Below are 14,897 nucleotides of genomic sequence, written 5' to 3'. Positions count from 1 at the left end.
ACGCACCATCTCTTCTTTATTGGGGGTCTGACCCCCGCTCCTTTAAAGCTTTAAAGCACTGGGGGTCAGACCCCCCTCTCTCAAATCCTTCTAAAATTACGCCACTCGCTTGGTAATAGGTTTCGATATTTTGGTGACAAATAGCGGTCGTCCATGAGGATGATCACTCCTTCATCTTCTTCCGAACGGATCAACCTTCCACCAGCCTGCTGAACTTTATTCATACCAGGATAAACATACGCAAAATCAAATCCATTGTAGCCTTGCGAAGAATAGAACTGCTTCATAATATCTTGTTCATCTGAAATCCTAGGCAAACCTACTCCGACAATACAAACACCATTCAACCGATCACCGCGTAGGTCTACTCCCTCAGCGAAAATACCACCTAAAACGGCGAAACCAATTCTCACCCCTGTTAATAAGGGTTGGAACTTAGCTAAAAATCCTTCCCTTTCTTCCTCCGTCATCATTTGTTCTTGAACAAACAACTCAACGTTCGCATCCATAGCGTCATCTTGATACTCTGCAAGCACTTGTGATAAGTATTCATAAGACGGAAAAAAAACAAGAAAATTACCTGTACGCTGATGTAGCTGCTCTTTTATGACTGAAATAATTTTTTCAACCGATGAAGGACGGTCGTTATACTTCGTGGATATTGGACTAACTAAAACCTCGACGTTTTTTTCATCAAACGGTGAAGGGATATCTTGAAAATAATCAACATCTTCTCCACCTAACACGGTTTGAAAATATCCGAGTGGATGTAACGTAGCCGAAAAAAAGATCGTCGCTTTCGTCTTTTTTGTCGCGCTACGAATTAGTCTAGAAGGATCTAAGCATAATAGCTTAACTTGAACTTCACTTTTTTGAACCGTAACCATCGTGCGGAAATGATCATCATATAAACTAGCCACCCTACAAAAAGCCTGTGCCTCGTAAAAAAGATCTTTCACACTTCCGTAATAGTCTTCGAGGTGATTGCCCGAAGTAGATAGCCACCGATCACCTAAATCTAAAAAGTCCTCTACGACTGAAACTACATGTTCTGGTAACTCGAGAAAATCGAATTGATTCTTCTCCAGTAATTCCTTCTTCCACTCCAAAAGCAGATCATTCACTTTTTTTGTCTGTTGGTAAAGTTCCTGATTTTTTCCTTTTACCAGCCTACTTACCTCTAAAAAGCTAGATTTCGCAACCGAAGCAGAGTACATGGCTCTAGCCCGATCAACTAAATTATGAGCTTCATCGATTAGTAACACCGTATCTTTATGGAGCTCGCTCCAACGCTGCATTTTCACTCTTGGATCAAAAAAGTAATTATAATCACAGATCACTGCGTCTGCATGTAACGCAACATCTAATGAAAATTCAAATGGGCAGAGTGAATGCTTTTTCGCATAGGACTCGATGGTTTGTCGGTCAACGATTTGTTCTTTCGTTAAAATGTCTTTTAACCCTTCCTTTAATCGATCATAATAACCGTCTGAATAAGAACAATGGTCTTTAGAACAGTTGACTTCATCTTGAAAGCAAACTTTTTCCTTCGCAGTGATTGTCACCGTTCGCCAAACTAGACCCTTCGTATTTAATAATTGAAAAGCCTCTTCAGCTACTTGTCTTGTAATCGTTTTTGCTGTTACATAGAGGATCCGTTCTGCCTTCCCTTCCCCCACAGCTTTTACAGCCGGAAAAATGGTTGAGATTGTTTTCCCAATCCCAGTAGAAGCCTTCGCAAACAAGCGCTTTTTTTCAGAAATTGTTTTGTATACTGCTTTCACAAGATCACGCTGTCTGTTACGGTACGAAGAAAAAGGAAAGGATAAGGCCGGAATGCTTACTTGGCGGGCGGTTCTTTGGTCGAACAAAATTTCCTGAAATTTAAGGTAATCCGCTAAAAGTTCTTCAATAAAAAAATCTAAGTCCTCTTTTGTATACGATTGTTTAAACGTAACAGTATCTGTGTTTTGCCTACTAGCATAAACAAGATGGATATCGATCTGATCCAAGTTATGTTGTGCGGCATAGATGTAGGCATACACTTTCGCTTGAGCCCAGTACGTCGGTCGATCCTCTTCTTTATAGTAACTAGAGGTCTAGATGTTGATTTGATCTCCTCAATTGTGACCCCATTTTCAGTTCTAATAATGCCGTCACATCTGCCATGAACAGTAACAATAAAACCATTTCGTTCAAACTCTTGTGATAACGTTACTTCCTTTTGGTAATTGTCTTCTCGATTTTGTTGTAAACGCTGGTGCGTTTTTGTGCCTTCTTCTAAAATATGTGCACCACCAGCACCCATTTCAATACTACCGCTCATCATCACAAACTCTACTAAATTTCGTACCGAAACTCTCACGTTTATCTGATTCATCCGCTGTTCACCTTTTAATCTATTTGTAGAGTTAGTATATCATTTTTACACGACTATGACTTGAACTATAACAAAAAGGAGTGATTCGCAGTTGTACCCCGCTATTTCCAATCTTTAACATGCCAGCGCTTGCTTAACAAAGAACTGGAAGATTGGAAATGAAACAATTAGGAATTCTGAGAAGAATATTTACGATGGTTTACAATTTAGAGATCTTGATCTGCTTATAATTGATCGTCTGAAAATGCTACAACGGTGAGCACTTTACCAAACATAAAAATAGGTGCCTTGCGACATGGCCACAGACACCTACTTTTTCATCCCCGTCATTTCCTCACTAACATCCCATAGTTTCTTTGCCAGGGCGTTGTCATAGGACCTTTTTGAGGATCGAATTGATTTTTTGCGATAGTAATATTGTCCAGTTATGCCTTCTATTTCTGCTGATGTCGCAAGATAGATGGCTGTCTCGGCTCCTTGTTCTGAGGTTTGAAAGAAAGGTTTTAGCAATCTCGTAATCAATGTTCCAAACCCTGTCTCCCTGTTAATTCCCATATTTGTGGCTACGGCTCCTGGGTGTAGGCAATTTACGGTGACGTCTGTACCTTTTAGCCTTTGGGCTAATTCATATGTAAAAAGAATATTTGCAAGCTTCGATTGAGCATATGCTCGAAACACACGATAATTTTTCTTTAGATTAATGTCGTCAAAATGGATTTTTCCAGCTTTATGGGCCCCAGATGATACATTAATAATTCTAGCCGGCGCACTGGCAATAATCTGCTCAAGCAGAAGATTCGTTAGCAAAAAATGCCCTAGGTGATTTACACCGAACTGTAATTCAAATCCATCCACCGTTTCATGCCGGCCCGGAAGAATGACACCTGCGTTATTCACCAGTACGTCGAGCCTGTGATATTTTTTCTGAAACTCTATACAAAACTCTCGAATGCTCTTTTGCGAACCTAAGTCACATAGCATCAGCTCTACAGACATATTTTTACTTATAGTTCGTACTTCCCTAACAGCTGTCTCTCCCTCTAGCTTCCTCCGACAAAGCATCACGACCGTCGCTCCTGTCTTAGCTAGTGCCAATGATGTTGCCTTTCCCATTCCTGAATTTGCACCCGTCACAATTACAACATGATTTTTATCTATTTCTCTCACCTACTTCTCGATTTTCCAGGAAAAATGAAAGCTTCCTTTCGTACTATCGCCAATGATGATTAACTGATAGCTCCCAGGTGTTTTTGTAACAAGCTCAAATGAGCCAGTTTGATCTGCTTCAAATTCAGTTACTACCTCATCGTTTGGATCAAAAGACTCAATGTTAATGTTCCTTCATTTACCACCGATTCATACTCCATTCTTAAAACATCGCCTTCTTTAAGCCCAATATTCTTTTTTTCAGTTCCTGTAAAATATGTGTAGGTCGCTTTAATTTCGTTACCAAAATTCGACCCGTAATAAAACACTTTTGTACTGTTACAGCTGGTAGTGATAAGAGCTACACAAATAAGGAAAACAATCATCGCAAACTTTTTCATTTTGTTTGATCCCTCCTATTTCAATTAAATTATACCTGTTTCTCTATAGATAGACACCACTATTTGGAAAAATACACCTAATTGTTAGATTAGTGAGTTTGACTTATTCACTGTTGGCAGAGGGCGCTCAGGTCCTTATCTTTTAAAAAAACAGCTACATCAAGTAACTGTTTTTTACGTATCAAGCCGCAAGTACAATTAATTAAAAGGCACTTCTTTTTCGAAGGTTTGACCATTATTATAAACAACTCTTATTACTAAACTTGAAAATTCAAATGGTTCATTTTTCGTTTGATTTTGAAAGACAAGTGGAAATTCATATGGTTGCGTCCTTGCTTCGTTACTATTTGAGACTAACTTCTCTTCATCTATCAGAACGCCATTCTTAAATTTCTTTACATAAACCTCATCTAAATAAACACCATTCTCAGTATAGTAGTCTGGCCTCATCACCGAAATATGGTATCCCTTGTCATGAATATCAACAAAAAGGTCTAAAATGCCATAATAGTCCGTCCCCAGATGGGCAAAATTGCTAAAATGAATTTCGCTACTCCGAAGCAAATTATCATTTGAAACTGTCACATAGTATGAAAACTCGTGTTTATTCATTTTTTCTGAATAATTATCTTCATACGCTCGCTCTTCGACTTCTGAATAATCGTTACCAACGGGTATACTAAATCCTGTATACCACTCTGGCTCGAGCGCTATATCTAGAGAAACATTTGCTTTAAATATACCATTCCCCGCTTCATTCGCTGGAACTGAACGAAATTGTTGATCTTTTCCATACTTGTAATGAAACACTACCTCCGAGTCATTAAAAAGTTCTTTTATTTGCCAGTTAAAATTCAGCGTTGTCTTTCCATTTGCTATGTTAAAAGGATCTACTTCCATTTGGATCCCGCTAATCCAGCTTTGCTCATTTTTAAATTCTTCTAATACATATTGCATACTACTCGTTTGATTTTCCACTCTGTTCCTGATTTCCATTTGAGAGTATGACATTGAATCGATGCGATTATCAAGATCACTCACTCTTACTAATAAGCGAGCATTTATTATTAAACTGACCATTAGTATAGCGATTACAAAAACTTTAAAATAATTCATTTTGTCCACGCTCCTTTAAGCTGTTCTAACTATAATTACGGTTTCTAGTTTGAATAGTTTCATTATATATCGAAATTTTCGCATAAAATTTTTGGAAGGGGTATATTTTCAAAAAAATGCAAACACTACCTCTGTTTTAGGAGGTGAAAACTATGGCTAACGAAAAAAATCAAAACAACAATGAAAATAACGTAGCAGAAGGAATTAAAAATACCGCTGGAGCTGCATTCCATGCAGTACACAGAGGTTTAGAAGTCACTGAAGACGCTGCTATGAATGCTGTTGATGCAACTGCAAATGCTGTAAAAAACGTAAATCGTAACAAAGATAACAATCAATAAGAAAAGCGCAAACGCCTCGTTTAGCCCCGACAAGCAAATGTTCTTCCAACCAAAAGTGGCTCTTTTTTTCACTTTGGGTTGGAAGGTTATTTGACCTCGAGGGGCTAGGCTGCTTGCGCTAGGCATCACCTAAGATAATTAAAAATTCTTATCTTATAAAACAAACGCCTCTTTTGGCGTTTTTCTTTTCATAAGGCTCTTATCGTAAACTTTGTTGCTATTTCCAAACTTATATGGTACATCAGAACATTTACCTTATTTACCCGAGATAATAAATAAGTTAGAAAAGATGCCAGACAAACTTGATGCAATGCCCTTTCTACATAATTGAAAAACAACAATCTATGCGAAAACAGCTTTTTAGAAAAATTTATCCATTTCTGCGTAGACAATTATGTAGAAAAGATGTCTCGGAGTATCTGGTCCTTACTAGCTATATTAGTAGCTACAATCTTTGAGAAGACAGTATTTCCAAAATATAGTACACTGTATGTAAAGGAGTGATTTTACATGGCTAAAACAAAAGCAAGAAAACAGCGAGAGCATCAATTACGGAATAAAAAGCGTGATGTGACAAGTTCGCGAGGTACAACAGTCGATTTTAGTACCCATGAAAGAAAAACGAAAACAAAACTAGAAAAAATAAGAAAGCATGATACAAAACATAAAAAGCGGTTCCTTCAAGAGTATAAACATGAAGGTGACGCTTTTTTTATTGTTTTTTTCTATCGGGATTAAAATTTCAAAAAATCCATAAAAAAACGTACCCTTCAAAAATGAAAGATACGCTTTTTATGCAATTTATTCCCTACGCGTAGTTTATCCCAGCTGGCAATACTTTCTTTAGGTCATCTGAACCACATGGTGTCACTCCGTAAGTCATTCCACATGTAGGACAATTCATAATCACTTTTTCTAACGTAAATACTTCACCACATGTACAAGGTATTTCGAGCGCCTTTTTGGGTGGTTGATTTTCTTTCCCTTTACTTCTCACATGATCAACAATCGCCATGCCATCCTCTAAACTTGAACATCCACAACTCATAGATAACCCTCCAACTTATGCTTCGTTATTTCTGTCTATAAATTTATCATATAGGAACTTCCTAGCATTTTAAAGTTCAAGCCCATACATTTCATCATTTCGACACAATGATGGGGAGGTATGTTAGGGGGGTCTGACCCCCGGCGCGTTAAAGCTTTAACGCACCATATAAAGATCCCCCATAAAATAGTCCACAATACTTCCTCCCCTTACCTAAATCACTAATGCTCGCTTGATGAAGAGGTATGATATCAAAGTGCTAGCACTTGCTAGCACTATTGAAAAGAAGCGTGGGGACGGTTCTCCTGCTTCCTGTCCATCAGACAGATGAAACACGAGAACCGTCCCCTATAGTGCTAAAACTCTTTCACGTCTTTTCTATTCATTCGTTCCCCTTTATCAAATCCAATCCCATATTTAACATAACCATTTTCAGCCCCATCCTTCACGGCTGCTTCGCTGATGATATTGGCATTGATCGTTACTCTCTCATATTTATATCCAAGTTCATCTAACTCACTTTGAATTTCCGTCGCTGCCTCATATACATCATCAGCGCTAAAATCGCTGGCATCCAAGACGATAAAAATATGATACGGTCGATCTAGCGGTAACGTTCGATCCCAGCTTACATTAGCGTCGAACTGCTCTTTTAATGCTTCGAGAGTCACTTCTACTTTATGAAGTGATCCCACGGTCTGTTGAAGCTCTTGATAGATGTCCTTACCAGCCTCTTTCCCTAAACGCTCCATCAAAGGGTGGTCTAACCGAGAAACCCTGATTCCATCGATCCGTACCTTTGGCGAGACGAACCCATGAACGGTAAAGCTATAGTCCTGAACCGTAGGGGTTTTCGTTTCTGGACCAACTTCCTCAGCCACTACTGTACCACTGCCGATTTCTGTTACCTTAAAATAATATTCTTTAAATTTAAAGTCATAAAATCCTTCGTGGATTCTATAATCATTGTCTGAGTACATCGATGTTAAATAGCTCTGTAATGCTTTCTCGGAACGATATTTACTAACTGGATTACCATTAAATTCGTTGTATACAAATAATACAAAACTAACAAGGATCACTAGGGAAGCCCACAATATAATTTTTTTCCACATAGATCTCATTTCCCTTCCTTTAACTTTAAAATAAGCCATGCAATCACACTACCGATAATCGCAAACAAGAAATGGATGATCGATACCAAAGCTGAACCAAGGACACTACTTGTAAAAAACTCTAAAAATGTCGTTCCTGGAATAATATGTCCATTAGAATAGTCAATTGCGTTGCTACCAATTGACCAAAGGAAAATAGGCAAAATGCAATGTAAAAAACAATTTTTAGATCTTTGTAAAAAAGAAACGTCACACAGCCTAACACGGCATACCATAAAATAAATCCGAAACTCTCATTTAGTATCGAAGCGTTAATAGCTAATAAAAACGAGAGTGCTACAAAAATAATTTGATACAAAGACAACTTTCGGTTAATTTGTTGAAACATTTTTTTGAGTCTACTGGTGATTCGATCTCTCCCTTGGGTAGGGATTGAGCTGACAATTGTAAAAGCTTTGCATATTCATCATTCGTTCTCGCCTGCTCTTCTAGCCAGGCTGTTGTTTCTTCACTAAGCAAGCCTTCCTCGTAAAGAGGGAGCAAGTCTTCAATAATATGCTTGAGGGTTTTAGCCTTCATCACTACTCAACTCCTTTTGCATTTTCAGCTTTGCCCGATGAAACGTTATTCGAGCATAGTTTTCTGTTTTTTCTACCAACTCTCCAATTTCCTTAAATGAGAGCTCTCCGTACACTCGTAAGGTAACGATCTCCTTCGTGATTTCATCTAGCTCCTGGATGAGAAGAATGAGTTGGAGCTTCTCCTCTTTTTTTAGGAAACTATCTTCAGTCGATTCAATAGTCATAGATTGATCCTGGAGCCGTACCGATAGCTCATTGCGATATCTTTGGACCGATAGTGTTTTTTTAGAACATTTTTGGCAATAGCAAAAACCCAGGTTTTTACGTTAGAATGTCCACTAAATGTACCGTAATTTTTGAGTGCTTGGTAAAATACTTCCTGCGTTAAGTCCTCCGAAACCTCTTTATTTAATGTTTTTACATAGAAAAAGGCAAAGATATTCGGTTGAATGTCTTTATACAATTGTTCCAACTCCATGTCCTGCCCCTCCCTTTTGTCTGTGATCACAAACATACAAATTTATTTGGTTTCATCTATGTAGTACCACGAGTTCATATTTCGTTACAATAATTTTTTAAATAATTTTAAAAACAGCGGGACGGTTCTCCTGCTTCCTTATTTAAGAAGCAGGAGAACCGTCCCGGCGTTCTATCCCAATTTTTCCTCAAGTCTCCAATTGACTCGTTTTTCAAGTGACTTCATTGAATGAACAGCCGAATTAATGGCCTCGTGAATACTTTGGACATCAATGAGCTTTGTCTCGTATTCAATCACTACAATGTCAAAATCCTCATTATGAAGGTCATTTAACACGAATTCTTTATTACTGCGGATTTCCTCGACCAAACAGTCTATAAAGAGCTGCATTGGTACACCTGGGTGAGTCCAAAACTCTGAGTAAAAAACACTCTCTACGTTTACTACAATCCCTTGGGCTGTTCGGATTAAGTAAAGGTCTGGATATGAAGGAATGATATAGTCTTCTACTTCTTTTTCAATTGGTTGGATTTTTTCATTTAATGGAAGTTGATCAACAGACAACTTTCTAAGTTCGTGAATTGGTACATGAAACCCACCGTTCCAAAAGTAACTTTTGCCGTTTATAACCCACGCTTCAACTTCTCCAAAGTGATCAAAAATTAGATTGTCGTCCATTTTATCCCTCACCTTCACTGTAAAATCACTAGTTCTTTGCTTACTATTCTATTAAAATTACACAAGAAATAGTACACGAAAGAAGCTTAGAGACGGTTCTCATGCTTCCATTTCAACTACGAAGGAAGCATGAGACCGTCCCTTTGATTTTAAAGTTTGCTAAAGTAGTAAAAGACAAAAATGAATGCTGGAACAAAAGTAATAATATAAATCCAAGTAAGTCTTGTCAGCCGTTTTTTCGTTGTTTTTTCATAATTATTATCATTTGGCTTGATTCCAATAAGTATGGTTGCGACAAGTGCAAAGACACATATCACAGCACTAACCCCTATAAGAATATTCATAAAACTAAATTCCTCCTATTAGTTAGCATCGAAATTCTTCACTGCACATTAGAACTACTCCATAAAAATCTAGTATCTTGCTGTTTCTTCCAATTTCATAATACTAGGTATCTTGAAATGAAGCAAAGAAACGGTTCTGGTGCTTCCTATTAGGAAGCACCAGAACCGTCCCCATGCTTTCTAGTTATAGACGTCCTCGCGGGAATGGAAGCCATCTGAAATGATTGTTTCGTCAATATTAAACTTATCTACTGGAATTGGTGTGAGCAGAACAGAAGGAACTTCTATTTTTCCGTTATTGATTTTTCTTGCTTCCTCAATGGTTTCACCTTTGGCAAGTTGGACCGCAAGCTTTGCTGCAACCTCCGTTAATCTTCCGATAGGCTTGTAGACGGTCATCGTTTGAGTCCCTTCTACGATACGTTTAGCAGCTGCAAGGTCTGCGTCCTGTCCAGCAACCGGTATTTTCCCTGCTAAACCTAAAGCGGCAAGTGCTTCAATGACACCACCAGCCGTTGCATCATTGGCAGCAATAACTGCATCAATTTGATTATTGTTGGCGAGTAATGCGGCTTCCATGTTTGCATACGCATAAGAAGGCAACCAGTCTATTGTCCACTGATCATAAACAACTGTAATGTCCCCTCTATCAATAAAAGGCTTTAGAACATTAAATACTCCTTTTCTAAATAAGTGCGCGTTATTGTCAGTCGAGGCACCTCCGATATAGACATACTTACCTTTTGGGACCAATTGTGTAATCGCCCTTGCTTGCATTTCTCCAACAAGTTCATTATCGAACGATATATATAGATCAATATTTGCGTTTTTAACTAAACGATCGTAGGAAATAACTTTAATCCCTGACAATTGCGCTTTATTGGCGATAGCAGCAGCTGCTTCAGCATTGTTTGGCACTACAACAAGTAGATCAATCCCTTCGCTGATTAATGTCTCAGCTTGGTGCACTTGCCTAGCAGCATCTCCATTGGCAGTCATGATTACCACTTCGGCACCTAGAGATTCCACAGCCTGCTTGAACATATCACGATCCTTGAGCCATCGTTCTTCTTCTAATGTATCCATTGAAAATCCAATCTTGATTTTGGAATCGTGAGCTTCTTCGACTTCCAAAGATTCTAGAGTTTCAGAGTTTTCATGTTTTCCAATAGGCTCGCTCTTACGCTCGCAGGCTGTAGTAACTAGAAGTGACAGTGTAAACACAGCTAATAAAAAGCAGGTAATCCTCCACTCCATTGGTTTTCCTCCTATTTTTTCAGGTCTCTCGTTACCCATTCGTCTTTTTTTCCTAGCAGCGTCTTGCGGTATTCTTTTGGTGACACATGACACATTTTTTTGAACACTTTACTAAAATAGTTTGGTTCATGATAACCCACTTCAAAGGTGATTTCTTTAATACTTTTTTGAGGATCACTCATGAGCCGCTTTGCCTTTTCAATCCTACACTCGGTTAAAAAATCAATATAATTGATCCCAAGTTTTTCTTTAAACATTTTACTAATGTAAATCGGACTAAGCCCAACTTTTCTCCCTAAAGCTTCTAAGGAAATTTCCTGATTGGAATGGTCAAAAATATATTGTTTTATTTGATGTATCGTATCAGCTTCTATTCGATCGTAATGATCTAAGTAGGCTTTTATCATCTGGTCCAAAAGTTTGCCCGCCTCAAAACGTAGCTGTCTGTAATCGTTCACCTTGGAAAAATAGAGAGGAATTTCGATTTCTATACCTAATTCGTTTAAGACTCTAGAAGCAATCCATAGGGCTTCAAGCACCTGTTGTTGCGTTTGAACAAGATCTTTGCCCTCACTTTCACTATATTGAATTAAATTTATTACGTCCAAACGAACTTGGTTCCAATGGCCAATCCGAATATGATCTGAAAACTCCTTTTGACGGTGCTTAACAAAATATTCATTATACAATTCATCCTGAAGCGCTATATCTGAATAAAACCGATACCTACTAGACATCGTTGTGTCCATCGTGGCTATTAGGGCGTCTTGATAAGATTGTTTAAGTTGATCTAAGGCAGAGCAAACGCTTCCAATTCCGATAAAACCTTCTGCCCCAATGTCGAATTTAGCAGAAGACAGAATTTGACGTGCGAGATTGATAGCTTGCGAGCGAAACGATTTTTTGAAATCGCGAAAGACAATGATTGGTAGTTGGTTTCCATACATCGGACCTACCCACCCAGTCCTAGTATCCCTGACGATATTTTTGATTTCACGATAATTTTTTTCTGACCCTGTAGGAAGCAAAACAATGATCACAAACATTTCTTTGGTCATTGGTATTTCTAACATTTCAACGAGCATATCAAGATGAATTTCATGGACATGATCGAACAAAAGCTGTGTCACCACATCGGTTTCAACGACACTTAAGGTTTTCTTCAATGCATTTTGTTGAACATTTTGTAAAACAAATGCATGCTGTTCTGCTTCAATTTCCTTTAGTACTCTCCCAACCGTATCAACAATCTCCGTCGCTTTACTCGGTTTAAGCAAATAGTCCTTTACACCGAGCTTAATCGCTTGCCTTGCGAATTCGAAGGTATCAAATGCTGTAACCATAATAAATTTAATTTGTGTAAATTGTTCCCTAATCAACTGTATTGCCTCAAGACCTGTCATCCCTGGCATCTTAATGTCCATTAAAATTAGGTCAGGTTGAAATTCTCCAGCCATTTCAACAGCTAATCTTCCGTTTTTCGCCTGCTTTATCTCTACATTCGCAAAGGCTTTCTGTAAGATCGCTTCCATTCCTTCTCTTTCAATCTGTTCATCATCCACAATGAGGAGCTTAACATACATTCCGTCTCCTTTGCTTTTGTATTTTTAAGGTCACTTTTGTTCCTTGCCCCGGAACACTGTCAATGGTAATCACGTCTTCTACCCCATAAAATAGACGCAGACGTTTAACCACGTTACTAAAACCAATACCAGTAGAGTGCCCTTCACTTTGAATAGGACTTTCTTCTAAAATTTGTTTAATCTTCCATTCGTCCATTCCCTTACCATTATCCGCAATTTCTACGATGACTGTCTCCTTGCCATCGATGATCCGGAACCAGATGTCCCCACCATCCTCTGATGGTTCAACAGCATGAATGACAGCATTCTCGATAATTGGTTGTAATGTAAGAGAAGGAACCTCTACATCCAAGCATGATTTATCTATTTCCAAATACAATCGTAATCGATCAGTAAATCTCGCTTTCTGAATGTCCATATATTGTTTGAGAACATTCACTTCATCTTGTAATGTCACCGATCTATCTAATCGTTTTAAGTTGTAACGCAACAAACCTGCTACACTAACAAGCAAATCGCCTGTTTCATTAGATCCTTCCAAGTAAGCTTTTTTAGAAATAGTATTAAGTGTATTAAATAAAAAATGCGGATTTATCTGACTTTGAAGACTACGAAACTGGCTTTCCTGAAGAAGTAATTTGTTTTGCTGTAGTTCATGCTCAAGCTGTGCTTTGCTTTTTATTTCCAAAATCAAGTTATTTATATTTATTCGCATCCGGTCAAAGGTCTTCGCAAGAAAGGCGATTTCATCATTGGTCTCAACCTTAATTTGATTCTCGAAATTCCCCTTAGAGAACTCATTTGCTGCCTTTGTTAACTTCTCCACAGGCCTAGTAATACTTAAGGAAATCCGATAGGCAATCAGAAGAAGGATGAAGGTGATTAGCATTAGCACCCAAATACCTAGTTTAATCAGTTCCTTAGATTGCTCGATGATCCCCCGATAAAACCGATCATACGTCTTTAATTCCTTGTCCAACAATGTTAAGGTCATCTCAGAAATATAGGTCGATATTCGTGTTGCTTCCGAAAATTCCTTTGCCGACGCTTCTGTATCATTCTCTGAGTAAAACAAAATAAACCGGTCTGTGGTTTCAATAAAGCTATCAATCAAGTTAATATAGTTTGTGACCGCAAAATCATTTTCTTCATTCCTTAAAGGCATGATCTCTTTTTTGGCCTTTTCAATTTTCTCTTTACTACGATCAAGCTGCTCCAACGTAGTTTCTGTAGGATTAAGCATGTAGTTGTTAAGATTTGCAATGACTAACTGACTTGCGCTCGTTACCTCGTTCATATTTAAATACCGTTGTAAAATTTCATTATATTGATTTAAGGTTTTTTGATTGTAAAATGTAAGGGCTATCCAAATAGATGACATAGTGACAACAACAATAGTGGTTAAAAGTAAGATCTTTTTTGTATTCTGTTCATTCCACGTCATTCGCCTTTACTATAAAAATGTCGGTATAGTAGCCATTAAAATCTAGAGGAACTGCGTCGCCATTAAGCCAATCAATAATCAGCTTGACACTTATTTCTCCCATCATTTTGGAGATTGCTGAAGTAAACCGTCTAATTTTCCTTCAGTAAGTAGCGACAAAGAATCTGGACCATCATCTAACGTGTAAATATAATACGGTTCCACCTGAAAACGCTTATTAATTTCTTGGATCATTGTACCTGTAATATTGGCATCTACGGCGATAAAAGCATCTACCTCAGGATTTTTATTGAGGATCTCCTTTGTGTTAGAAATAATCTCCTCCCGCGTTGCTTCGGTTTCCCCGTAGACAATTTGAATATTCGGATAGAGATGAAGAATGCTTTCAATTCCTTGTAGCCGTTGCATCTGAAAATATTCTTTTCCATTGTTATACATGAGAACAACCGTTCCAACATCACCCATATCGTCAAGTAACTGCTTAGCAATCAACTTACCTGCCCTATATTGATTAGAACCAACATAGGTTCTCCTGAGACTCTCCTCAATTGGAACATCGTTAGCTACGGTGATAATCGGTATCCCATAAGAGGAGGCCTTCACCTTCGTCAATGACTTAAACTCTTCCGTATCTAGTCCTTGAACAATAATACCGTCGACCTTTGAATGAAGAGCAATATCTATTTTTTTTAAGAAATCTTCTTGGTTACCATCATAGCTACCCCATATCTCGAGGCTTGCCCCCAACCTCCCGGCTTCCTCCATGGCACCTTTGCCTACTTTGTTCCAAAAAGGGGTCTCCATATCACGAGTAATTAGTACTAACCGATATTGAAATTGACTTTGTTCAATCGCGGTCGGAAGTTGCCAATCATTGCGAAATACTTTATCGGCAGAAACAAATGTAAGATAGCAAAGACTAAAAAAAATAGCAGTTAACATCAAAATGCCTATACCACGCAAACATAACACTCCCTTCACCTAG

General features: G+C 38.2%; 19 protein-coding genes. 2 read left to right on the top strand and 17 right to left on the bottom strand.

Annotated features, from left to right (window positions below):
• Positions 1-80 precede the first annotated feature (80 nt).
• The 5 genes from H1D32_RS16870 to H1D32_RS16850 form a co-directional block, all read right to left on the bottom strand.
• Positions 81-2,012 (bottom strand): ATP-dependent DNA helicase, encoded by a 1,932-nt coding sequence (locus H1D32_RS16870; protein ID WP_261179445.1) that lies wholly within the window; start codon positions 2,010-2,012, stop codon positions 81-83.
• On the bottom strand, positions 1,922-2,380 hold the full coding sequence (locus tag H1D32_RS16865) for a hypothetical protein (protein ID WP_261179444.1): 459 nt from the start codon (positions 2,378-2,380) through the stop codon (positions 1,922-1,924). The genes H1D32_RS16870 and H1D32_RS16865 overlap by 91 nt, the downstream gene beginning before the upstream one ends.
• A 309-nt stretch (positions 2,381-2,689) precedes the next feature.
• The gene (locus H1D32_RS16860; RefSeq protein ID WP_261179443.1) at positions 2,690-3,547 is read right to left on the bottom strand and encodes an SDR family oxidoreductase; all 858 of its coding nucleotides are present in this window, start codon (positions 3,545-3,547) and stop codon (positions 2,690-2,692) included.
• A gap of 131 nt (positions 3,548-3,678) precedes the next feature.
• A complete protein-coding gene (locus H1D32_RS16855; RefSeq protein ID WP_261179442.1) occupies positions 3,679-3,927 on the bottom strand; it encodes a hypothetical protein in 249 nt (82 codons plus the stop codon).
• A gap of 198 nt (positions 3,928-4,125) precedes the next feature.
• The gene (locus H1D32_RS16850) at positions 4,126-5,043 is read right to left on the bottom strand and encodes a hypothetical protein (RefSeq protein WP_261179441.1); all 918 of its coding nucleotides are present in this window, start codon (positions 5,041-5,043) and stop codon (positions 4,126-4,128) included.
• A 152-nt stretch (positions 5,044-5,195) separates the two neighbouring features.
• On the opposite strand from H1D32_RS16850, the gene H1D32_RS16845 reads away from it, so the two are divergent.
• Together H1D32_RS16845 and H1D32_RS16840 are read left to right on the top strand one after the other, a co-directional pair.
• Entirely contained in the window at positions 5,196-5,384 is a 189-nt protein-coding gene (locus H1D32_RS16845) for a hypothetical protein (protein WP_261179440.1), read from the top strand.
• 510 nt (positions 5,385-5,894) lie between these two features.
• Complete coding sequence (locus H1D32_RS16840) at positions 5,895-6,122, top strand: hypothetical protein (protein WP_261179439.1); 228 nt, start codon at positions 5,895-5,897, stop codon at positions 6,120-6,122.
• 70 nt (positions 6,123-6,192) lie between these two features.
• On the opposite strand, the gene H1D32_RS16835 is transcribed toward H1D32_RS16840, so the two are convergent.
• From H1D32_RS16835 to H1D32_RS16780, 12 genes are all read right to left on the bottom strand, one after another.
• A complete protein-coding gene (locus H1D32_RS16835; RefSeq protein WP_261179438.1) occupies positions 6,193-6,432 on the bottom strand; it encodes a hypothetical protein in 240 nt (79 codons plus the stop codon).
• A gap of 356 nt (positions 6,433-6,788) precedes the next feature.
• The gene (locus H1D32_RS16830) at positions 6,789-7,547 is read right to left on the bottom strand and encodes a DUF3139 domain-containing protein (RefSeq protein WP_261179437.1); all 759 of its coding nucleotides are present in this window, start codon (positions 7,545-7,547) and stop codon (positions 6,789-6,791) included.
• A 5-nt stretch (positions 7,548-7,552) separates the two neighbouring features.
• A complete protein-coding gene (locus tag H1D32_RS16825) occupies positions 7,553-7,750 on the bottom strand; it encodes a hypothetical protein (protein WP_261179436.1) in 198 nt (65 codons plus the stop codon).
• Between the two features lie 133 nt (positions 7,751-7,883).
• Positions 7,884-8,129 (bottom strand): hypothetical protein, encoded by a 246-nt coding sequence (locus tag H1D32_RS16820; RefSeq protein ID WP_261179435.1) that lies wholly within the window; start codon positions 8,127-8,129, stop codon positions 7,884-7,886.
• A complete protein-coding gene (locus tag H1D32_RS16815) occupies positions 8,116-8,352 on the bottom strand; it encodes a sigma factor-like helix-turn-helix DNA-binding protein (RefSeq protein WP_261179434.1) in 237 nt (78 codons plus the stop codon). The genes H1D32_RS16820 and H1D32_RS16815 overlap by 14 nt, the downstream gene beginning before the upstream one ends.
• Positions 8,349-8,606, bottom strand: a complete 258-nt coding sequence (locus H1D32_RS16810) for an RNA polymerase sigma factor (RefSeq protein WP_261179433.1) — start codon at positions 8,604-8,606, stop codon at positions 8,349-8,351. The genes H1D32_RS16815 and H1D32_RS16810 overlap by 4 nt, the downstream gene beginning before the upstream one ends.
• Positions 8,607-8,777: 171 nt before the next feature.
• A complete protein-coding gene (locus H1D32_RS16805) occupies positions 8,778-9,284 on the bottom strand; it encodes a hypothetical protein (RefSeq protein ID WP_261179432.1) in 507 nt (168 codons plus the stop codon).
• A gap of 149 nt (positions 9,285-9,433) precedes the next feature.
• Positions 9,434-9,628 (bottom strand): hypothetical protein, encoded by a 195-nt coding sequence (locus H1D32_RS16800; protein WP_261179431.1) that lies wholly within the window; start codon positions 9,626-9,628, stop codon positions 9,434-9,436.
• A gap of 180 nt (positions 9,629-9,808) precedes the next feature.
• Entirely contained in the window at positions 9,809-10,885 is a 1,077-nt protein-coding gene (gene xylF, locus H1D32_RS16795; RefSeq protein WP_261179430.1) for a D-xylose ABC transporter substrate-binding protein, read from the bottom strand.
• Between the two features lie 11 nt (positions 10,886-10,896).
• Positions 10,897-12,468, bottom strand: a complete 1,572-nt coding sequence (locus H1D32_RS16790) for a response regulator (RefSeq protein ID WP_261179429.1) — start codon at positions 12,466-12,468, stop codon at positions 10,897-10,899.
• The gene (locus H1D32_RS16785) at positions 12,458-13,912 is read right to left on the bottom strand and encodes a sensor histidine kinase (protein ID WP_261179428.1); all 1,455 of its coding nucleotides are present in this window, start codon (positions 13,910-13,912) and stop codon (positions 12,458-12,460) included. The genes H1D32_RS16790 and H1D32_RS16785 overlap by 11 nt, the downstream gene beginning before the upstream one ends.
• Before the next feature lie 102 nt (positions 13,913-14,014).
• Entirely contained in the window at positions 14,015-14,875 is an 861-nt protein-coding gene (locus H1D32_RS16780) for a substrate-binding domain-containing protein (protein ID WP_314733436.1), read from the bottom strand.
• Positions 14,876-14,897: the final 22 nt, after the last annotated feature.

This window comes from Anaerobacillus sp. CMMVII, assembly GCF_025377685.1.
Taxonomy (GTDB): domain Bacteria; phylum Bacillota; class Bacilli; order Bacillales; family Anaerobacillaceae; genus Anaerobacillus.
Note: the sequence above shows the minus strand (reverse complement) of the source record. Positions and strands in the feature narration are given on the sequence as shown.